This is a genomic window from Silvania hatchlandensis (assembly GCF_025564065.1).
Taxonomy (GTDB): domain Bacteria; phylum Pseudomonadota; class Gammaproteobacteria; order Enterobacterales; family Enterobacteriaceae; genus Enterobacter; species Enterobacter hatchlandensis.
This window is the reverse complement of sequence record NZ_JAMGZK010000053.1, coordinates 329478-347560: the sequence shown is the minus strand read 5'-3', so window position 1 is coordinate 347560 and position 18083 is coordinate 329478. Positions and strand designations below refer to the sequence as shown.

Genomic DNA, 18083 nt, shown 5'->3' with positions numbered 1-18083 from the left:
GCTAACTATTGTCAGCCGTGGGATGCTGACGGGCAAAAACCGCTTCCATACGTGCGCCGCCCAGCAGACTCTCTCCGGCATCGATCCTGCCGTTGTACTGCTCGACGATGTCGCGGGCCACCGACAGGCCTACGCCCTGGCCGGGACGCAGCGTGTCGGCGCGTTGGCCGCGATCGAACACCTGATCGCGTTTCCCCCGGGGGATCCCCGGACCGTCATCCTCAACGATAATGTGCAGCTGATCATCACTTACGCGGGCCGACACTTCCACGAACTCGAGGCAGTATTTGCAGGCGTTATCAAGCAGATTGCCCATCACTTCCATAAAGTCGTTCTTTTCACCGACGAAGCTGATTTCCGGCGAAATATCGAGGGTGATATTGACCCCTTTGCGTTGATAGACCTTGTTCAGCGCAGAGGTCAGGCTATCCAGCAGCGGCGCAACGGGATGCAGCTCCCGGCTCAGCAGGGCACTGCCCGAACGCATACTGGCGCGGTGCAGATAATAGCCAATCTGCTGCGAGATGCGGCTGATTTGCTCCAGCATCACCGGCTCGGCATCATCGACGCTCAGTTTTGTGCTGCGCAGCGAACGCAAGGTGCTTTGCAGCACCGCCAGCGGGGTTTTCAGGCTGTGGGCAAGGTCAGTCAGGGTGGTGCGGTATTTGTCGTAGCGATCGCGCTCGCTTTTCAACAGGCGATTCAGGTTGCTCACCAGGCTGGTTAGCTCCCGGGTGGTATTCGGGTTCAGCTTCTCGCGGTGATGCTCTTCCAGCTCGCGTACCTCTTTTGCCAGCGACTCGATAGGGCGCAGGCTCCACCAGGCAGCCAGCCACAGCAGGGGGATCACCAGCAACAGGTTGGCCGCCAGCACATACACGAACCAGCTCCACACCATATAAGAGCGTTTTAGCTCAATGGGAACGGTGTCTATCACCACAATCGTCAGCTGCGGCATCGCCGGGGTGGCAGGGTAGAGATTAATCGCTACCGAGTGGGTCAGCTCGCTGTCGTCGTCATCCTCGCGGATCTCCGCCAGCTCTTGCTGCATAGAGTGGTTATTGCCGACGAGGGTGCTGGTGGCATCCACATCTGCTTCGATCTCATGAAAGCCGTTGGTCTTTAGCCACTCCGGACGAATGCTGTTGATAAGCCAGGGAACGTCGCGCTGGGCCCACAGTAGTTGACCTTTGTCGTTGTAAATCAGCGCCATGGTCGGACTCTGTTTGTCCAGCTGCGCCGGCATATCAATGCTGATTTTGCCGTCTTGCCACTTGGCGAGGGTATAGAAGAGGTTACTTTCACCGCGCAGCAGGCGGAAGGTGGTTTTATCAAAACTGACGCTGTAACCCACCAGCGCCACCATGCCGTAGGCCAGCGACAGCACCAGCACTACCGCCGCGGTCGCCAGCAGGAAACGAAACCGCAGCGACAGGGGCAGAACGTGACGAAAGAGTTTTTTCATTTAGCGTAATTCGAAAAGATAGCCCTGGCCGCGCACGGTAGTGATCACATCATCCGGATACTGGGTCTGAATTTTCTTGCGCAGACGCCCCATCAGCACGTCGATGGTATGGCTTTCGCGCAGCTCGGCATCGGGATAGAGCTGGAGCATCAGGGAATCTTTACTCACCACTTTGCCGCTGTTGCGGATCAGCGTTTCCATAATGGTGTATTCAAACGCCGTGAGCTTGATCACCTCGTCGTGAATGGCGAGTTCACGGCGCGAGAGATCCACCTGAAATGGGGGAATTGAGATCACCTGCGACGCCAGACCGCTGTTGCGGCGCATCAGCGCCTGCATGCGGGCGGCAACCTCTTCGATATGAAAGGGCTTGGTGACATAGTCATCCGCACCCGCGCTGAGCACTTCGACCTTGTCCTGCCAGCCTTCGCGGGCGGTTAACACCAGCACCGGCAACGAGATCTCATGGCTGCGCCAGCGGCGGATCAGCGACAGGCCATCTTCATCCGGCAGTCCCAAATCGACGATGGCAATATCGGGCAGGTGTTCATTGAGATAATAGTCCGCTTCCTTTGCGTCTTCGGCGTCATCGACCTGATGCCCCATCTCCTGAAGCTGGACCTTCAGGTGATGACGTAATAACGCATTATCCTCAACAACCAGTACGCGCATCATCGCGTCTCCCTAATATGAATAGTCAGATTATATTAACGCTGATTATGTTGCGGCGGGGATAAACATTTCGTCAACCGAAGGGGGGAACCCTCTTTCCGGGCGGAAAGAGGGTGAAAAGCATTACTTCAGTTCGTCAACCATGGTGGTTGCACGGCCAATGTAGTTGGCTGGGGTCATCGCTTTCAGACGGGTTTTCTCGTCTTCTGGCAGCGCCAGACCGTCGATAAACTGCTTCATGCCTTCGGCATCAACACGTTTGCCGCGGGTCAGCTCTTTCAGTTTTTCATACGGTTTTTCGATGCCGTAGCGGCGCATTACGGTCTGGATCGGCTCCGCCAGTACTTCCCAGTTGTGATCCAACTCGTCCAGCAGGCGGTCGCGATTTACTTCCAGCTTGCTCACACCCTTCAGGGTGGACTGATACGCGATCAGCGCATAGCCGATACCCACGCCGAGGTTACGCAGCACGGTGGAGTCGGTCAGGTCACGCTGCCAGCGCGAAACCGGCAGTTTGCTGGCCATATGCTGCAGCAGGGCATTCGCCAGACCCAGGTTGCCTTCAGAGTTTTCGAAGTCAATTGGGTTCACTTTGTGCGGCATGGTGGACGAACCGATTTCACCGGCGATGGTCTTCTGCTTGAAGTGGTTCAGGGCAATGTAGCCCCAGACGTCGCGGTCGAAGTCGATCAGAATGGTGTTGAAACGTGCCATGCAGTCGAACAGCTCAGCGATATAATCGTGCGGCTCGATCTGGGTGGTGTACGGGTTCCACTTAATGCCCAGCGAGGTCACAAACTCTTCGCTGAACTGGTGCCAGTCCACTTCCGGGTACGCCACGATGTGGGCATTGTAGTTGCCGACCGCGCCGTTGATTTTACCGAGGATCTCCACCTGCTCCAGCTGACGATACTGACGCTCCATACGGTAGGCGACGTTGGCCATCTCTTTACCGATGGTGGACGGCGTAGCCGGTTGACCGTGGGTTCGGGAGAGCAGCGGGATATCGCGATACTCTACCGCCAGCGCTTTGACTGCATCGATGATTTTGCGCCAGTACGGCAGCACCACGTCCTGACGCGCGGTGGAGAGCATCAGCGCGTGGGAAAGGTTGTTGATATCTTCTGAGGTGCAGGCGAAGTGGATAAATTCAGACACCGCATGCAGCGCCGGTACGCTGGCGACTTTCTCTTTCAGGAAATATTCAACCGCTTTCACATCATGGTTGGTGGTGCGCTCAATGGTTTTAATGCGCGCGGCATCTTCTTCATTGAATTGTGCAACGATTTGATCGAGGTAATCGTTTGCCTGGCTGTCAAAAGCAGGAACTTCCTTGATTGCTGCCTGGGTGGCCAGCTTTTGCAGCCAGCGCACTTCAACCTGCACACGGAACTTCAGCAGACCATATTCGCTGAAGATCCCGCGCAGCGCGCTGACTTTATCGCCGTAGCGTCCATCGACAGGGGAAACGGCGGTCAGTGAGGATAATTCCATAATTCGCAACTCCGGGAGGTTAACAATGAGCAAGAATTTGTTTTGCCTGAGTGGTCAGGCGATTACGATAAAACATTAACTGCAGGCGGCCACCGCCGACCTGATGCCACAGCACGGCGGCACGGATACCGGCCAGCAGCGAGGCGCGAACTTTGGCCTGCACCTGTGGGCTTTGCAGGACGGCAGGCGATCCGGTGACCTGGATCCGCGGTCCCAGCGGACTAATAACGTCCACATAAATGCCGGCCATGGCGCTGAGCAACGTTTCTGACTGCAGATCGAAATGATCGAGCTGGCGCTGCAAGCCTGCTATCCGATCCCCGAGGGTGTCCATCGCGCCTTTGGCGGCGTTGAGCTTACGCTCCAGCACCATCATGCTCAGGGTATAGCGCGTCAGCTCGGCATTCAGCCCCTGACGGTTGCTGGCATTCAGTACACCCAGCAAGGTTTCCAGACCGAGGCGAAGATTCGCTTCGCTACCACCGAAGACGCCGAGGGCTGAACTGGGGTTCAAATCGACAACGCTGTTGAGCGAAACGTGCAGGGCGTCAGCATCGCAATGACCCTGATGCGCCAGCTGTTGCACCAGACGGGCAGACTGGCAAATTCCCGCCAGCGCCAGGGTGATGTCATAAAAATTCTTCGCCACACTTGCTCCTTTCTGTGTGTAATCGCATTAAACCGCAGTCAGCGGCAGGCGTTGTTCGATAATACCGCCGCCAAGGCAGATTTCACCGCTGTAAAACACGGCGGACTGACCTGGCGTTACGGCTGCCACCGGCTCGTCAAAACGCACATCGATGCGTTCGTCGTCCAGTGCGGTTATGGTGCAGGGGATATCGGTCTGACGATAGCGGGTTTTCACCGTGCAGCGCAGCGTGCCTTTCAGCGGCTGGCGATCGACCCAGTGCAGTTGTTGGGCGATCAGGCCGACCGACATCAGACGTGGATGATCGTGACCCTGGGCCACAATCAGAATGTTGTTTTCAACATCTTTATCGACCACGTACCACGGATCTTCGCTACCCTCTTTAATGCCACCAATACCCAGGCCTTTACGCTGGCCGAGGGTGTGGTACATCAGCCCCTGATGCTCGCCGATGGCATCGCCGTCAACGGTGATGATTTTACCCGGCTGGGCAGGCAGGTAGCGGCCAAGGAATTCACGGAATTTGCGCTCACCGATAAAGCAGATGCCGGTGGAGTCTTTTTTCTTTGCGGTGACAAGCCCCAGATCTTCGGCGATTTTACGCACTTCGGGTTTTTCCAGCTCACCCACCGGGAACAGGCTTTGCGCAATCTGTTCGTGGCCGAGGGTATACAGGAAGTAGCTCTGATCTTTGTTGCCGTCGAGACCGCGCAGCAGCTGGCTTTTGCCGTCGACATCCGCGCGGCGCACGTAGTGGCCGGTAGCGATGTAGTCAGCACCCAGATCTTCAGCGGCGAATTCGAGGAACGCTTTGAATTTAATTTCTTTGTTGCACAGAATATCCGGGTTCGGCGTGCGGCCTGCTTTATATTCAGCAAGGAAATGCTCGAACACGTTGTCCCAGTACTCTGCGGCAAAATTGACGGTATGCAGTTCAATGCCCAGCTTGTCGCACACGGCCTGCGCATCGGCAAGATCCGCAGCAGCCGTGCAGTATTCCTCGCCATCGTCTTCTTCCCAGTTCTTCATGAACAGGCCTTCAACCTTATAGCCCTGTTGCAGCAACAGCCAGGCAGAGACGGAAGAATCGACGCCGCCGGACATGCCGACGATCACTTTTTTTGGGCTTTCAGACATTGGAATACTCACGACATTGAACTTAAAGGCGGCGTATTCTATCACGCGCCCCCGGCATTGACACCCTCTGTAAACGGCCAGTTAAATTCCCCGATCGTCTCCAGCGGCAGGCGGCTGCCGGTAAGATAGCTACGAATACTCTCCGCAACCAGCGGCGAGCGCAGATGGGTGGCGTTCAGTATGGTGTCGGCATCGACCCACAGGCAGCGATCGATATCGCTGTCATGCGGCTCCGTGGCGCACGTATCGTTAAGCTCAATGGCAAACAGGAAGCGCAAAAACGGGGTGTTATCCGGAGCAATCCACTGATGTAAACGAATGAAGTGTTGCGGCTGAGCATCAATTCCCGTCTCTTCCCACAGTTCACGGCGCGCAGCCTGAACCAGGGTCTCATCGGCTTCAAGATGGCCCGCAGGCTGATTCCATAGTGCTTTGCCGTTGATGGTCTCTTCGACCACTAAAAATTTACCTTGGGCGTGCACAACCGTAGCAACAGTAACGTGCGGCTTAAACATGACTTTCTCCTTGTTCAGTAACGTCCCGCCATTCACCGTTGGCGAGGTTATCCAGCGTGTAATTGCCCATCGCATAGCGAATCAGCCGCAGGGTCGGATGACCGACATGGGCCGTCATGCGTCGCACCTGGCGATTGCGGCCTTCATACAGGGTGATTTTGATCCACGTAACCGGTATCGACTTGCGCTCGCGGATCGGCGGATTGCGCGGCCACAGCCACTCGGGCTCGCTCACTATCTCAATGCCGGCGGGCAGGGTAGGACCGTCGTTGAGCGCCACGCCGTTACGTAACGCTGCCAGAGCCTCTTCGCCCGGCTCGCCTTCGACCTGAACATAGTAGATTTTGCCGGTGCGTTTACCGGGCTGGGTCAAGCGGGCCTGCAATTCACCGTCGTTGGTGAGCACCATCAGGCCTTCGCTGTCGCGATCGAGGCGACCGGCCGCATACACGCCCTGAACGGGGATAAAATCTTTCAACGTGCTGCGTCCGGCTTCGTCGGTAAACTGCGGCAGCACATCGTAAGGTTTATTGAACAAAATCACCCTTGTGGGCTCGCGTTGCTTGCGCGGTCTGGATGCTTGTCGCGTGCTGAATCGTTCAACGTGGTGATTTCTAAAAGAAGTTTTCTGCATGGTATTTTCAGAAGTTATCAATTGCCGCATTATAGCCTAATAACGAATGCCTTTCATGGTGCCGGACATTCAGGTACTATCGATGAGCTAATTACAATTTATTAACATAAGATCAGTAACAACCAGAAGCGCTCGAAGGAGAGGTTAATGGAAAGCAAAGTAGTTGTTCCGGCGGAAGGTAAAAAGATCACCCTGCAAGACGGTAAGCTGAACGTTCCACACAATCCGATTATCCCGTTCATCGAAGGTGACGGTATTGGTGTAGACGTCACTCCGGCAATGCTGAAAGTGGTGGATGCCGCTGTTGAGAAAGCCTATAAAGGCGAGCGTAAAATTTCCTGGATGGAAATTTACACCGGTGAAAAATCTACCCACGTTTACGGCCAGGACGTCTGGCTGCCAACTGAAACACTTGACCTGATTCGTGACTACCGCGTTGCCATCAAAGGCCCTCTGACTACCCCAGTCGGTGGCGGTATTCGCTCTCTGAACGTTGCCCTGCGTCAGGAACTCGACCTGTATGTGTGCCTGCGCCCGGTGCGTTACTACCAGGGTACTCCGAGCCCGGTTAAACACCCAGAATTGACCGACATGGTTATCTTCCGTGAGAACTCAGAAGATATCTACGCGGGCATCGAGTGGAAAGCAGACTCTGCTGAAGCCGAGAAAGTGATCAAGTTCCTGCGTGATGAGATGGGCGTGAAGAAAATTCGCTTCCCTGAGCATTGCGGCATCGGTATCAAACCGTGCTCCGAAGACGGCACCAAGCGTCTGGTTCGCGCGGCGATTGAATACGCGATCACCAACGACCGTGACTCTGTGACAATCGTTCACAAAGGCAACATCATGAAGTTCACCGAAGGCGCGTTCAAAGACTGGGGTTACCAGTTGGCGGCGGAAGAATTCGGCGGTGAGCTGATCGACGGTGGCCCATGGCAGAAGATCAAGAACCCGAACACCGGCAAAGAGATCATCATTAAAGATGTGATCGCCGATGCGTTCCTGCAGCAAATCCTGCTGCGTCCGGCTGAATACGACGTTATCGCCTGTATGAACCTGAACGGTGACTACATCTCTGACGCCCTGGCGGCGCAGGTTGGCGGTATCGGTATCGCACCAGGCGCGAACATCGGTGACGAATGCGCCCTGTTCGAAGCTACCCACGGCACCGCACCGAAGTACGCAGGTCAGGACAAAGTGAACCCAGGTTCTATCATCCTGTCCGCTGAGATGATGCTGCGTCATATGGAATGGTTCGAAGCCGCTGACCTGATCGTTAAAGGTATGGAAGGCGCGATTAACGCTAAGACCGTAACTTACGATTTCGAACGTCTGATGGAAGGCGCTAAACTGCTGAAATGTTCAGAGTTTGGTGACGCGATCATCAAAAACATGTAATCCAGATTCTGGGTTGTATGCGAACGGGAGCCTGATGGTTCCCGTTTTTTATTATTAGCTTTCGAACGGTTATAAAATTAGTTATAACAACCCCAAATCAAAAACCTGTTGTGCAGGTGATCGTCCCAGACATCGCTAAACTTCATCCTCGAAACATCCCCCAGCCGCTGATCGGTTACCAATGCCAGCAACATAGCGTTGCCCATACAGGGGGAACTTCACCTGCGTGTTGAGCCTCTTTGGAATTATCTCTCACTTACGTTCTGCGGATGGGCGTGATAAATGCAGCTTAAATTACGAATGATAAAAATACCCCTTAAATATGGTAGGTAAACCTGGCGTTCAACTACAATCATAAAACCTTTTTCCTGAGGGGCCATGAAATGCTTGAGGGAAGGTTAGAAGGTATGCTTTGTGGAAAATGTTGTTTTGCGGTTTATGGCAAGGAAGAGTTTATTTGTAAGCTCATAGATTATCTCAAAAACAGCACTGCGGTGTCTTGCGATGTAAGATACATCGGTGGGTTGGATGTCATGGGTAGAATGAAAATAGCTGTAACAGGAAAGATAACAGAAAGTATGTCTCTGTCAGATTTCCAAACTGTTTTGATAAATTGCTATACACCCAGCAAATAAACCTCTCAAACCGCCTCCGGGCGGTTTTTTATTGCCAGGAGAAAGTAATGAAGCAATAAAGCAGACAGGCCGCAGCAACCGAAAGGCGGCAATCGCAGGGTAATGAACTGCGCCAGAGTCGCCATGAAGAGAGCCTGCTTTGCATCTGGTGAGGGTTGATTAGAAAAGAAGCACCAGTGACGCTGCGTGATTGCCACTCACGCCCTGGATATAGCTAACGTGGAGTAGAGACGAACCGGGGTGACAAACTGAACGGCATGATTCGGGAGTGGCAGCCATGCAAAAGCTCACCTACGGGTGCTGGTGGGCTTGTTTCAAACGAATTTATTACGGCAACACCCGAGAATCGGCAGCAGATTATTAACTCGGTGATTAAGTGCTACGGCGATGGTTGTCAGTGATTAAAAAATAGCCAGTTGTGGTATGATAGACCTCACTCTTAGAGAGGTTAAGAATTATGTCATTCTTCGAATACGCACTTAAACGCGTTGAAGCGGCGACCAAAACAACAGTAACTTGCCCGATATGCGGTCATAACTCTCATCAACCGTCCACAAAAGTACGGCAGGAGCTGCCGTTGCTCTGCCCGCGATGCAAATCACTGTTTGTCATTCACAGATAATATGCTGATCTGCTGAATATAACCGCCTCTGGGCGGTTTTTTATAGCCCTCACCATGGGCAGAACCCTCGTAATGGCTTAACCCTCATAGGGGATAATCATGATGCGCTATTACGTAAGATAGCAACATAGTTTGTCGATCGCGCGCACGAAACAAATTGCATGAAGCGTGCATGTGGGGCTACCGCGTTGTAACTCGCCCTGATGAAGATGGCTAGCCAGTCCAACGCTCATCTGCGGGCGGCCATCATTATGGCGTTATAAGTATTGATTAAGATTTTTTATGTAGTTAATGGGATTTATCCTGTTAATTATTTTTTATTAAATATAATGGTGGTTATTAGTTAATATATTTTTGTGAATAATATCTAAGTGTGTTGGTGGTTGATTGTGCTCAATATGTGGGTATTGTTAGTTTGTTTACGCATTAAATTGTTGATTATACGTTTTTTAAATTTCAATCGAAATTATTATGGCAAAATAAGCTACACTTAAATAGTCAATGCCTTGATAAGAAAAATTAAGGAAGAGATTATTGTTTTTAGGTCAATGCATAACTCCTCAGGATAGCACCAGAGTAAAATGCCACGGCCGATAAACAATATTAACCAAAGGCCATGTGGACACATGGCCTTTACTTCTTGTGTTAGCGAGTAGAGTCTTCGCGGGCTAGCATATTTTTCAAGGATATGGCGGATTAATCCGTTCGATCCGGCATCAAGAGAATTAATATAAAAGTTATAGTCTTCTTTAATTCACAATCTGCAGAGACTATTCGGAATCTGAAGGGTGTAACTGCCATTAAGCGAAACTACCCTAACGGTGAAGAGGTTTATCTTCCAATATCGCTTGCCGGGATTCATTCAGTTACAGATGATCAAATTGAAATATATGTCGCTTCTGATAGGGAACTTTGCCTGGATGAGGTTGAAAACGCAGTAAATAAATTTCTGTTGCCAATGTAAATCCGGGTTAATTAAAAATAAAATTATGTGCTTCAAGCGAGGTTTAATAGATTTGTAACAGTAAGTGCGCACATCTTATGCTAGCATTAAATTATGGTGAATCCCCCTAAGCGGTGGGGCTAATTAACCTGATGACTCTTCTTCATTGACGCTCATCGTGAACGACTGAAGCTGCGGGTCATGGGTGGTTAATCCAAAGGCTCACCGGGAGGCACCCGGCACCATATGCCAAAGCCCTTGCATATATGTAGGGGCTTTTTTATTGCCATCAACGCGTGCAAAACTAACGTGGTTGGGGTGCCATGTGAAGAAATTTGCTAGCGAATCCTATGAGCATGCAGCATCTGCATTATCGGTAGTCTATAATTTCTATACAGTTATGGTTAAGGACAGTTCATCAATAATTGTCACCTTGCTGGAGAACCTGAACAGTAAATGAACCAGAAGAGGTAAAAATGAAAGTTGAAGATCTGACGCAAAAAGCAGAAGAAGATATTGCCGCGCTGATAGCCAAAAAAATTTCAGAACTTCAAAAAAAAACCGGAAAAGAAGTTTCTGAAATTCAGTTTGTTGCTCGTGAAGCAATGACAGGTCTTGAGGGTTATGACGTAAAAATTAAACTTCTTTAATCTCATCTTCTAAAGACAAGGTCGCAACAGCGGCCTTTTTTATTGCGCATCGCATGTGCATTTATGCAATTGATATTCATTATTGTTTGGGGGCTTTCCGGCATATCGTCTCGTTACGGGGCGGCGACTTCGCAGATTTGCGCTATATATGACAATTTCCAGGTACCTGCCGTTTCCGTCCTTCTTCTTGCTATCTCCTCGTCTTTATTTGAAACACCTCCCTAAAAGAAAGGGAACGGTGAGACCTCACAAGCTGTGTATTCCCCTGTTATCGTTTCCTTAGCCTGTCATTAGCCTGGCGCGAGCTATGGAAGTAAAAAACGCCTTTATGAGATTTTCTGCGTCAGCGTCCGCACGATTCAGAACTGGCAGGATCAGGGTATGGCGGTAGCGCGAGGTGGCGGGAAGGGAACGAAGTTAAGTCTGGTTTGCAGAAGTAATCGGTTCTTTTTCACCGCCTTCAATCCCGTGCTCAACCTGCCATACGGTGCGCAATGTTCCGTGTGTGGAACCTGACTTACCACTCGCTCCATCATTCCAACGCCACGGAGAAAGCTATGGCCTAAACAGGTAGGAGACACGAGCTGTCTTCGGTGTTCACTACAGCCCTCAGGGGCTTAAAAGCTCAATCCGAAACCAGCCACTTTGTTCTTTTTAGGGTTTTGAATAATGCACTTAATGTATTTTCTTGATTTATTATATGTTTCTCTCGGATACATTCATCTTCTTCCTGAGATAAAGCCTAACGCGAAGCCTATGCCGACAGCGATGAGAATGCTTGTCGTAGGGTATGATTCAACTTTATCCTTCATGTTGTGAGCCCCACTACGAAACGCATCATCGGTTTTAGAAGCATACTTTTTCACTGTTTCTTTAAATTCATTTTCAGACGTCTCGGGTGAATGAGTGAACATGGTATTCTCCAGTGGTTGAGATAATCCATTTCAGTATAGTGAGAAGCATTAGGAAAAGGAAAGGCTCGGGTGAATAACATGCCTTAGATTATTTTAATCTTACAGGGTTTATTTTATATGTTGTGATATATGGATTCCAGGATGGTCGGTGTTACGGTAGTGAATGCCCTATAGTAATAATACCCCGTAAATTTATGATGCCGGAAGTCCCTTTGATAAAATAAATGAAAGTGTTGATATTCTTCAAAATGACAACGGGAAATTGATTATGGGTTTACCTTACAATGATAATACAGAGAAATAGCATAGACGAATCGCGTCTCTTCTTTACTGACATGCGTATTTCACTCATGACTGCACCGATTCCTTTTCGCAAGAGTAAATCGTAAACCCTATAGTTACATATCCTGAACCTTCATGGATGCATGTATTGGTCAACAAATACTGGTCAACGGCTTAGCGATTTTCCTGAGTTAATGTTCATACCTACTTGATTATTAAACGTCAACTTTGTTAGTGATGGATGCACTTGAGGAACACTCATGATCGACACCGCAACGCTTCAAAATATTGCAGCAGGAGCGTCGTCAGACGTCACTCCCGTACAGCTCGCCGACCTCGCCGCTGAGCTTCTGACCGCCCGCCAGAAACTCACTCAGTTTAAAGAGCAGCTAGCCAAAGAAATCCAACTTCCTTTCACCAGTGCCAGCCCGGTATGCGATATCGAAGCCGGATACGCGGCAGGCGTCAACGACAGTAAAGAGGCGATTCGCCGCGCTGGATTTTTGATAGAAGGGGATGACTAAGGCGTAAAACCCGGCAGGACGCCGGGTTCGCTCACATCAAAACCAGTTGAATTTGTCAGAAAGAATGACCACTAACGAACTGGCACATACAAGGTTAATACAAATCACGAATCTGCTGGATACGTTCATGTTATCGAAACCAATACTGCTATGTTGGAATTGTGTTAACAATCCTAATAGCAAATGGCATATCGATCAAATCGGGCCAGTGAAGAGACAAAAAAAAGCCCACATAACGTGGGCAAGAAATACTGGAAGCAATGTGAGCAATGTCGTACTGAATACCTGAGTGATTTGCTCAACTATTCAGTAATGAGAAAGATAATATTTCTCATTGAAGGATGCAACCCCATTTTTTATGTGGCTTGCAGATTCGCGTAATATTCCGAAATATTCGGTGTGATGTTTGTCACAAACTTGCTTTTCTGAATCCTGTGCTAAGCTTTGTGTGTACTTGATTTAATGACAAAAACCATACGGAGAGGAAAACGATGGGAATTTTATCCTGGATTATCTTTGGGCTTATTGCGGGGATTCTGGCTAAGTGGATTATGCCGGGCAAAGATGGCGGTGGCTTCTTTATTACGGTCATCCTGGGGATCATCGGTGCCGTGGTCGGTGGCTGGATCAGCACCCTGTTAGGATTTGGTCGGGTGGATGGCTTTAACTTCGGCAGCTTTGTCGTGGCGGTGATTGGTGCCCTGGTGGTGCTGTTTATCTACCGTAAAGTGCGAAGCTAACCTACGCTTTTGTGAATAAGACCGCCAGTACTGGCGGTCTTTTCATATGGCTTACCACCAGCCGAGCTGGCTGCCGACAACGGCCGCGATGGCGACAATCAGCATTATAATGGTTGTTTTTCTCATTTATCCCCCGGGCGCTGCGTAACCGCCGACAAAAAACCACGTTAAAAAAACGACCGCCGTGATAAAAATGACGATCGGGAAGAGAATACCAAGCCGCATGCGATCACCTGTCCTGAAATAAAAAGCCCGTCGAGTGTACGGGGTTAATCGACATTGAGAAAGGCGGTTTTGCGTTTGCCTTTTTTCTCAATGTACATCGCCGCATCCGCAGCCCGCAGTGCGCTGTCGGCATCGTGTATTGTCGGGTCCACTTCCACCATGCCCAGGCTGGCACCGGGGTAGACAATGTGCACATCCCCCAGCCAGTATTCCCCCGCAATCCGCGCACTAAGCTGGGTTTTTAGCAGAGTTAATGGGGTGTCAGTCCCGCTTTGCTGATCCCTGCAGAGGCTGGCCACCATAAATTCGTCCCCACCCAGTCGACCAACGATCTCGTCGTCACCGCGTCCGTCATTCAACCGCTTACCCACCTCGACCAGAAACTGATCGCCGGTTTCATGGCCGAAACGGTCATTGATAAGCTTGAAATCATCCAGATCGATATAGGCAATAATGGCGTTGCGATTGAGATGGCGCGCCAGCGAAAAGAGGGTACTCAGATTATCAAAGATGGCCCGGCGGTTCGGCAGGCCGGTGAGCGCATCGGTATATGAATAGGCTATTAGCGCCGCATTGGCCTCGCGCAGCTGATGCACCAGCGACTCTTTATGAATGTACTGGCCAATGAGTCCGGCAAAGAGTTTCAACACCTGCTCACCGCGTTCACTCAGATTCTGTCGACGGCTGCTGGCGGCGCACAGGGTGCCGTACAGAGAACCATCTGCCAGATGAATCGGGATGCTCATGTAGCTGGTGATGTTCAGCGCTTTTGCCGCGTCGCAGTCTCCCCAGCGTTCGGCCACTTCGTTGCTGAAAAAACAGTCAGAATCGATCGCGCGTTTACACAGTGTCTCGCCCCAGGGCACGCTCAGCCCTTCCGGGATCTGCATATGCTTGCTGTTGCGGGCATACAGGATATGTTGCAGGCGGGCATTGATGTCGACTTTGGTGAGGTAGGTCGACTCCATGTCGGTGACCAGTTCGAGCATTTCGAGCAGCTGGCGCACCAGGCTCTCCAGAGAATGCTCGGTTGCGAGAGTTTCTGAAACACGGGCAAGAATAATATCCGACATGACGCTGCGCAACTCCCCTACAGAAGACCTTTGTACCTGACTGTTTTGCTGAAAGATTCAACTCCGAACAACAGTAAAACATGAATCATGAAAATTTTATATATTCCGGGTGGAGACGACGGATTATGGCGGGAAAAATATGCTGTTAAAGGGCTCACGCGTGAGCGCTCCCTGGTGACACGAAAAGTTGGCTGATATACACTCCGCATTAAGAAAATTCCTGGAATTTCAGTCATCCAAAACGAGGAAATATGTTTCAGTTAAATCCGGGCAGCCTGGCGATGATCATCGGTGCCCGCACGCCAGCAGGGCGTCGCAATATCGGTAAATCCGTCGAGCTGTTTGGCCTCTGCCAGCCTGGGCAGCGTTTTTTGAACCCGGTTAACGGCGTGATGACCGAGCTGCCGCCTGCAGCCGATCGCGCCCTGTGGCTGGTGACCGGCAACGTGTTTGCGTTTGATAACCAGCACGGTTTTGCGTTTGTCCGCCCTGAGCATCTGCTGCCGCTTACCCCTGAAGACTCGCCGGAAATCCTCGACGCGCTGATGCTGGAGTGACCTACAGCTGGCGGAGCCAGTCGGCTAATACGAGGGCGTGATTCTGCTCGCGGTCTTTCGCGCCATACAGCAGCGTCACGGTCTGATGCGCAGCCAGCGTGGCAATGCGCTGGCCCTCGTCCTGATGGTGAGCAAGTTCAGCGCGATAGGCCTCGCTGAAATGGGCAAAATCGAGCACCTCACTGTGAAATGCTTTGCGCAGCTCCGTTGACGGGGTCAGGATCTTGCACCACTCATCGCACGCCAGCTCGCTCTTTTTGATCCCCCGCGGCCAGAGGCGATCAACCAGGATCCGGTACCCATCCTCGCGGCTGGCGTCGTCATAGACTCGTTTGCACTGAATCATTCTCTTGCTCCTCAACCCAGGCGATAAGCGCCGGGAGCTGCATGTCAGAAAATACTTCGATGCCATGCTCGCGAAGCAGGGCTGCGGCGACGCCCATCCCGGCGCGGCGCTGTCCGCTAAAGCTGCCGTCATAAATCACCTGACTGCCGCAGGTTGGGCTGCCGTCGGTTAACAGCGCTGCGCGGCAGCCCCCGTCCAGGGCAGCGCGCAGCGCCAGCCATGCGGCAAGCTGATAATGCGCCGTGACATCGCTGCCGTCACTTTCCAGGATGCGCGCCTTGCCCGCCATCACCTCGTCGCCGTTGGCATCAGAGATTTCGGCAGGCAGACGGGGAACCGGCAGCCCGGCGGCAAGCTCAGGGCAATGTACCACCAGCCGGTCTTCTTCACGCCAGCGTCGAAGCTGGGCATTGAGCTGCGCTTTAGCACTGGCGTTGTAGCGAACCTGATGCCCCATCAAACAGGCGCTGACCAGAATTTTTGTTTTCATTATGGTTTATACGTTTCGCAATGCAGGATCACCACGCTATCACACTTTGGCTGAGACTTTTTGCCCACGCAATTTAAGGTGTTGTGATATCAACGAAAGATCGGTAGTGTGAGGCGCCTTATGTTATCAGCTATTTCTCTGGCATAAGGATCCTTGTATGGAACTCTCCGCAGTAAAAGATACGCTCCGAATTGCGCTGGTCGGTGACTATAACCCTGACGTTTTAGCTCACCAGGCGATCCCCCTGGCGATTGATGATGCCGCTGCAGTGCTGGACGTCACGGCCGATTACGACTGGCTGGCGACCACCGAACTGACCAGCCCGGAAGACCTGGTCGGCTACGATGCTATCTGGCTGGTTCCGGCAAGTCCGTATAAAAATACCGACGCCGCATTCATCACTGCCCGCTATGCCCGCGAAAACAGCGTGCCCTTTCTCGGCACCTGCGGCGGATTTCAGCACGCGCTGATTGAGTATGCCCGTAACGTGCTGGGCTGGCAGGATGCGGCCCATGCAGAAACCGACACCGAAGGTCGGATGGTGATTGCCCCGCTGGCCTGCTCGCTGGTGGAACAATCCGACACCATCGAACTGCGCGCCAACACCCTGATTGCAAAAGCCTACGGGCAGCACGAGATTGAAGAGGGCTATCACTGCAACTACGGTGTCTCGGCGGAGTTTGCGCTGGCGCTGGAAAAGGGCGATATGCGCGTCACCGGCTGGGACAACCAGGGTGAGATCCGCGCAGTAGAGCTGGTCACGCACCCGTTTTTTGTCGCCACGCTGTTCCAGCATGAGCGGGCTGCACTGGCAGGGTGCCCGGCACCGCTGGTCCAGGCGCTGCTGCGCGCCGCGCAGAATTAGTTTGCAGAGGGTTTACTCTGGCGCGATCTCCCGGTCGCGCCCGGCCAGAACGCCGCAGACCGCCATCACCACCGCCGCCAGCGCACAGGCCAGCAGCGGGATGCGCCAGTCGCCCTGGGTATCGTGGATTTTGCCCATCAGCGGCGGTCCGCAGGCGGCAAGCAAATAGCCGACCGACTGCGCCATCCCGGACAGGGCCGCCGCCTGATGCGCCGAACTGGCACGCAGGCCAATAAAGGTCAGGCCGAGGATCATCGTTGCGCCTGAGCCAAAGCCAAAAATCAGCGTCCACATCACCGCCTGGTCAGGCATAAACCACAGTCCCGCGGCACTCACCGCACACATTAATGCCGCCAGTCCGGCAATGCCGCGCTGATCCTTCACCCGGAGCAGGATCAGCGGCACCGCAATGCCCGGTGCCGCCGTCGCCAGCTGCAGCAATCCGTGCAGGGAGCCCGCCTGGGTTTCGCTGTAGCCGTGGCTCTGGAGGATCGCTGGCAGCCAGCCGATAATCACATAATAAATCAGCGAGTTAATTCCCAGGAACAGCGTTACCTGCCAGGCAAGGGCGGAATGCCAGATGCCACGGTTATGCAGCGCGCGGGCACCGCTCAGGGAACCGGTTGGGCGCTGACGCCACTGCGGCAGCCACAGGATCAACGCCAGCAGCGGGAAGGCCATCAGTATCAGCAGCGCCCCGTGCCAGCCTGCGCCGCCAAGTGCCACGGGCACCACCAGCGCAGAGCCCAGCGCGGCGGCTGCCCCCATCGTCAGGGAATAGGCCCCGGTCAGCTTTGCCACCTGACCGGGGAAATCGCGTTTAATCAGCCCCGGCAGCAACACATTGCCCAGCGCAATCCCGCAGCCAATCACCGCCGTCCCGACAAACAGCAGCGTGGCGTGAGGCAGGGAGCGCAGCGCGATCCCGATAATTATCAGCAGCAGGGCGATAAACAGGCTGCGCTCCATGCCGATCCGGCGGGCAACGCCTGCTGCCAGCGGGGAGATCAGCGCGAAGGCCAGCAGGGGAAGGGTGGTCAGCAGTCCGGTCTGCGCCGTGGTTAACCCATAATCGCTGCGGATGGCGTCGAGCAGCGGCGCGGTGCCGGTAAAGGTGACCCGCAGCGTGGTGGCAATCATCAGGATCCCGGCAATCAGCAGTGCGTGTTGTTTACCGGTGGCAGGCATGGCAGTGGTCATGATTTTCTCTTACGTCGAAATGAGCCCACAGGATACGTGTTTTCAGCGTGGAT

21 protein-coding genes and 2 pseudogenes are annotated in these 18083 nt (G+C 52.7%); 8 read left to right on the top strand and 15 right to left on the bottom strand.

The window, feature by feature from the left end; all coding sequences use genetic code 11:
• Nucleotide 1: 1 nt before the first annotated feature.
• The 7 genes from phoQ to rluE all read right to left on the bottom strand — a co-directional run bounded on the left by phoQ (nt 2) and on the right by rluE (nt 6596).
• The gene (gene phoQ / locus M8014_RS18890) at nt 2-1465 is read right to left on the bottom strand and encodes a two-component system sensor histidine kinase PhoQ (protein ID WP_271283909.1); all 1464 of its coding nucleotides are present in this window, start codon (nt 1463-1465) and stop codon (nt 2-4) included.
• Entirely contained in the window at nt 1466-2137 is a 672-nt protein-coding gene (phoP, locus tag M8014_RS18885) for a two-component system response regulator PhoP (RefSeq protein WP_271283942.1), read from the bottom strand.
• 123 nt (nt 2138-2260) lie between these two features.
• Nucleotides 2261-3631 carry an adenylosuccinate lyase gene (purB, locus tag M8014_RS18880; RefSeq protein WP_271283908.1) on the bottom strand — a complete coding sequence of 457 codons (1371 nt, stop codon included), beginning with the start codon at nt 3629-3631 and terminating at the stop codon, nt 2261-2263.
• Between the two features lie 19 nt (nt 3632-3650).
• Nucleotides 3651-4280 (bottom strand): high frequency lysogenization protein HflD, encoded by a 630-nt coding sequence (gene hflD, locus M8014_RS18875; RefSeq protein ID WP_271283907.1) that lies wholly within the window; start codon nt 4278-4280, stop codon nt 3651-3653.
• 27 nt (nt 4281-4307) lie between these two features.
• Nucleotides 4308-5417 carry a tRNA 2-thiouridine(34) synthase MnmA gene (gene mnmA, locus M8014_RS18870; RefSeq protein ID WP_271283906.1) on the bottom strand — a complete coding sequence of 370 codons (1110 nt, stop codon included), beginning with the start codon at nt 5415-5417 and terminating at the stop codon, nt 4308-4310.
• 41 nt (nt 5418-5458) lie between these two features.
• The gene (locus M8014_RS18865; RefSeq protein ID WP_271283905.1) at nt 5459-5932 is read right to left on the bottom strand and encodes an NUDIX hydrolase; all 474 of its coding nucleotides are present in this window, start codon (nt 5930-5932) and stop codon (nt 5459-5461) included.
• The gene (gene rluE / locus M8014_RS18860) at nt 5925-6596 is read right to left on the bottom strand and encodes a 23S rRNA pseudouridine(2457) synthase RluE (protein ID WP_271283904.1); all 672 of its coding nucleotides are present in this window, start codon (nt 6594-6596) and stop codon (nt 5925-5927) included. Before rluE ends, M8014_RS18865 begins: the two co-directional genes overlap by 8 nt.
• Nucleotides 6597-6713: 117 nt before the next feature.
• Here rluE and icd point away from each other — a divergent pair, with 117 nt between their 5' ends.
• On the top strand, nt 6714-7964 hold the full coding sequence (gene icd, locus M8014_RS18855; protein ID WP_271283903.1) for an NADP-dependent isocitrate dehydrogenase: 1251 nt from the start codon (nt 6714-6716) through the stop codon (nt 7962-7964).
• Nucleotides 7965-8074: 110 nt separating this feature from the next.
• On the opposite strand, the pseudogene M8014_RS22900 reads toward icd, so the two are convergent.
• A pseudogene (locus M8014_RS22900) lies at nt 8075-8170 on the bottom strand (hypothetical protein); the annotation flags it as partial.
• 886 nt (nt 8171-9056) lie between these two features.
• On the opposite strand from M8014_RS22900, the gene M8014_RS18845 reads away from it, so the two are divergent.
• From M8014_RS18845 to M8014_RS18835, 3 genes and pseudogenes are all read left to right on the top strand, one after another.
• Nucleotides 9057-9221, top strand: coding sequence for a YnfU family zinc-binding protein (locus M8014_RS18845; RefSeq protein WP_271283902.1), 165 nt, complete (start codon nt 9057-9059; stop codon nt 9219-9221).
• A 1419-nt stretch (nt 9222-10640) separates the two neighbouring features.
• Nucleotides 10641-10814: a GnsA/GnsB family addiction module toxin gene (locus M8014_RS18840; protein ID WP_271283901.1), complete on the top strand. Its 174-nt coding sequence runs from the start codon at nt 10641-10643 to the stop codon at nt 10812-10814.
• Nucleotides 10815-11126: 312 nt separating this feature from the next.
• A pseudogene (locus tag M8014_RS18835) lies at nt 11127-11234 on the top strand (terminase small subunit); the annotation flags it as partial.
• Nucleotides 11235-11533: 299 nt separating this feature from the next.
• Here M8014_RS18835 and M8014_RS18830 read toward each other — a convergent pair.
• Nucleotides 11534-11728 (bottom strand): hypothetical protein, encoded by a 195-nt coding sequence (locus M8014_RS18830; protein ID WP_271283900.1) that lies wholly within the window; start codon nt 11726-11728, stop codon nt 11534-11536.
• A 542-nt stretch (nt 11729-12270) separates the two neighbouring features.
• On the opposite strand from M8014_RS18830, the gene M8014_RS18825 reads away from it, so the two are divergent.
• Nucleotides 12271-12534 (top strand): hypothetical protein, encoded by a 264-nt coding sequence (locus M8014_RS18825; RefSeq protein ID WP_271283899.1) that lies wholly within the window; start codon nt 12271-12273, stop codon nt 12532-12534.
• Between the two features lie 36 nt (nt 12535-12570).
• On the opposite strand, the gene yncL is transcribed toward M8014_RS18825, so the two are convergent.
• The gene (gene yncL, locus M8014_RS18820; RefSeq protein WP_271283898.1) at nt 12571-12663 is read right to left on the bottom strand and encodes a stress response membrane protein YncL; all 93 of its coding nucleotides are present in this window, start codon (nt 12661-12663) and stop codon (nt 12571-12573) included.
• Between the two features lie 362 nt (nt 12664-13025).
• On the opposite strand from yncL, the gene M8014_RS18815 reads away from it, so the two are divergent.
• On the top strand, nt 13026-13274 hold the full coding sequence (locus M8014_RS18815) for a GlsB/YeaQ/YmgE family stress response membrane protein (protein ID WP_271283897.1): 249 nt from the start codon (nt 13026-13028) through the stop codon (nt 13272-13274).
• A 126-nt stretch (nt 13275-13400) separates the two neighbouring features.
• Here the strand turns inward: M8014_RS18815 and M8014_RS18810 are convergent, their stop codons facing one another.
• Together M8014_RS18810 and M8014_RS18805 are read right to left on the bottom strand one after the other, a co-directional pair.
• Nucleotides 13401-13499, bottom strand: a complete 99-nt coding sequence (locus M8014_RS18810; RefSeq protein ID WP_250588998.1) for a YoaK family small membrane protein — start codon at nt 13497-13499, stop codon at nt 13401-13403.
• Nucleotides 13500-13543: 44 nt separating this feature from the next.
• On the bottom strand, nt 13544-14572 hold the full coding sequence (locus M8014_RS18805; protein WP_271283896.1) for a sensor domain-containing diguanylate cyclase: 1029 nt from the start codon (nt 14570-14572) through the stop codon (nt 13544-13546).
• Nucleotides 14573-14823: 251 nt separating this feature from the next.
• On the opposite strand from M8014_RS18805, the gene M8014_RS18800 reads away from it, so the two are divergent.
• Nucleotides 14824-15129, top strand: a complete 306-nt coding sequence (locus M8014_RS18800; RefSeq protein WP_271283895.1) for a hypothetical protein — start codon at nt 14824-14826, stop codon at nt 15127-15129.
• Between the two features lies 1 nt (nt 15130).
• On the opposite strand, the gene M8014_RS18795 is transcribed toward M8014_RS18800, so the two are convergent.
• Nucleotides 15131-15475 (bottom strand): DUF488 domain-containing protein, encoded by a 345-nt coding sequence (locus tag M8014_RS18795; protein ID WP_271283894.1) that lies wholly within the window; start codon nt 15473-15475, stop codon nt 15131-15133.
• On the bottom strand, nt 15450-15965 hold the full coding sequence (locus tag M8014_RS18790) for a 2-thiouracil desulfurase family protein (protein WP_271283893.1): 516 nt from the start codon (nt 15963-15965) through the stop codon (nt 15450-15452). The genes M8014_RS18795 and M8014_RS18790 overlap by 26 nt, the downstream gene beginning before the upstream one ends.
• A 157-nt stretch (nt 15966-16122) precedes the next feature.
• Here M8014_RS18790 and M8014_RS18785 point away from each other — a divergent pair, with 157 nt between their 5' ends.
• Nucleotides 16123-16830, top strand: coding sequence for a CTP synthase C-terminal region-related (seleno)protein (locus M8014_RS18785; protein WP_271283892.1), 708 nt, complete (start codon nt 16123-16125; stop codon nt 16828-16830).
• A gap of 12 nt (nt 16831-16842) precedes the next feature.
• Here the strand turns inward: M8014_RS18785 and M8014_RS18780 are convergent, their stop codons facing one another.
• The gene (locus tag M8014_RS18780) at nt 16843-18030 is read right to left on the bottom strand and encodes a CynX/NimT family MFS transporter (RefSeq protein ID WP_271283891.1); all 1188 of its coding nucleotides are present in this window, start codon (nt 18028-18030) and stop codon (nt 16843-16845) included.
• Nucleotides 18031-18083: the final 53 nt, after the last annotated feature.

Coding starts and splice junctions, on each gene's coding strand:
- mnmA (WP_271283906.1), bottom strand. CDS start 5,417: ATGTCTGAAAGCCCAAAAAAAGTGATCGTCGGCATGTCCGGCGGCGTC.
- M8014_RS18790 (WP_271283893.1), bottom strand. CDS start 15,965: ATGAAAACAAAAATTCTGGTCAGCGCCTGTTTGATGGGGCATCAGGTT.
- M8014_RS18800 (WP_271283895.1), top strand. CDS start 14,824: ATGTTTCAGTTAAATCCGGGCAGCCTGGCGATGATCATCGGTGCCCGC.
- phoP (WP_271283942.1), bottom strand. CDS start 2,137: ATGCGCGTACTGGTTGTTGAGGATAATGCGTTATTACGTCATCACCTG.
- phoQ (WP_271283909.1), bottom strand. CDS start 1,465: ATGAAAAAACTCTTTCGTCACGTTCTGCCCCTGTCGCTGCGGTTTCGT.
- M8014_RS18785 (WP_271283892.1), top strand. CDS start 16,123: ATGGAACTCTCCGCAGTAAAAGATACGCTCCGAATTGCGCTGGTCGGT.
- icd (WP_271283903.1), top strand. CDS start 6,714: ATGGAAAGCAAAGTAGTTGTTCCGGCGGAAGGTAAAAAGATCACCCTG.
- M8014_RS18780 (WP_271283891.1), bottom strand. CDS start 18,030: ATGACCACTGCCATGCCTGCCACCGGTAAACAACACGCACTGCTGATT.
- M8014_RS18840 (WP_271283901.1), top strand. CDS start 10,641: ATGAAAGTTGAAGATCTGACGCAAAAAGCAGAAGAAGATATTGCCGCG.
- M8014_RS18805 (WP_271283896.1), bottom strand. CDS start 14,572: ATGTCGGATATTATTCTTGCCCGTGTTTCAGAAACTCTCGCAACCGAG.
- purB (WP_271283908.1), bottom strand. CDS start 3,631: ATGGAATTATCCTCACTGACCGCCGTTTCCCCTGTCGATGGACGCTAC.
- yncL (WP_271283898.1), bottom strand. CDS start 12,663: ATGAACGTATCCAGCAGATTCGTGATTTGTATTAACCTTGTATGTGCC.
- M8014_RS18830 (WP_271283900.1), bottom strand. CDS start 11,728: ATGTTCACTCATTCACCCGAGACGTCTGAAAATGAATTTAAAGAAACA.
- rluE (WP_271283904.1), bottom strand. CDS start 6,596: ATGCGGCAATTGATAACTTCTGAAAATACCATGCAGAAAACTTCTTTT.
- M8014_RS18810 (WP_250588998.1), bottom strand. CDS start 13,499: ATGCGGCTTGGTATTCTCTTCCCGATCGTCATTTTTATCACGGCGGTC.
- M8014_RS18865 (WP_271283905.1), bottom strand. CDS start 5,932: ATGTTTAAGCCGCACGTTACTGTTGCTACGGTTGTGCACGCCCAAGGT.
- M8014_RS18845 (WP_271283902.1), top strand. CDS start 9,057: ATGTCATTCTTCGAATACGCACTTAAACGCGTTGAAGCGGCGACCAAA.
- M8014_RS18795 (WP_271283894.1), bottom strand. CDS start 15,475: ATGATTCAGTGCAAACGAGTCTATGACGACGCCAGCCGCGAGGATGGG.
- M8014_RS18825 (WP_271283899.1), top strand. CDS start 12,271: ATGATCGACACCGCAACGCTTCAAAATATTGCAGCAGGAGCGTCGTCA.
- M8014_RS18815 (WP_271283897.1), top strand. CDS start 13,026: ATGGGAATTTTATCCTGGATTATCTTTGGGCTTATTGCGGGGATTCTG.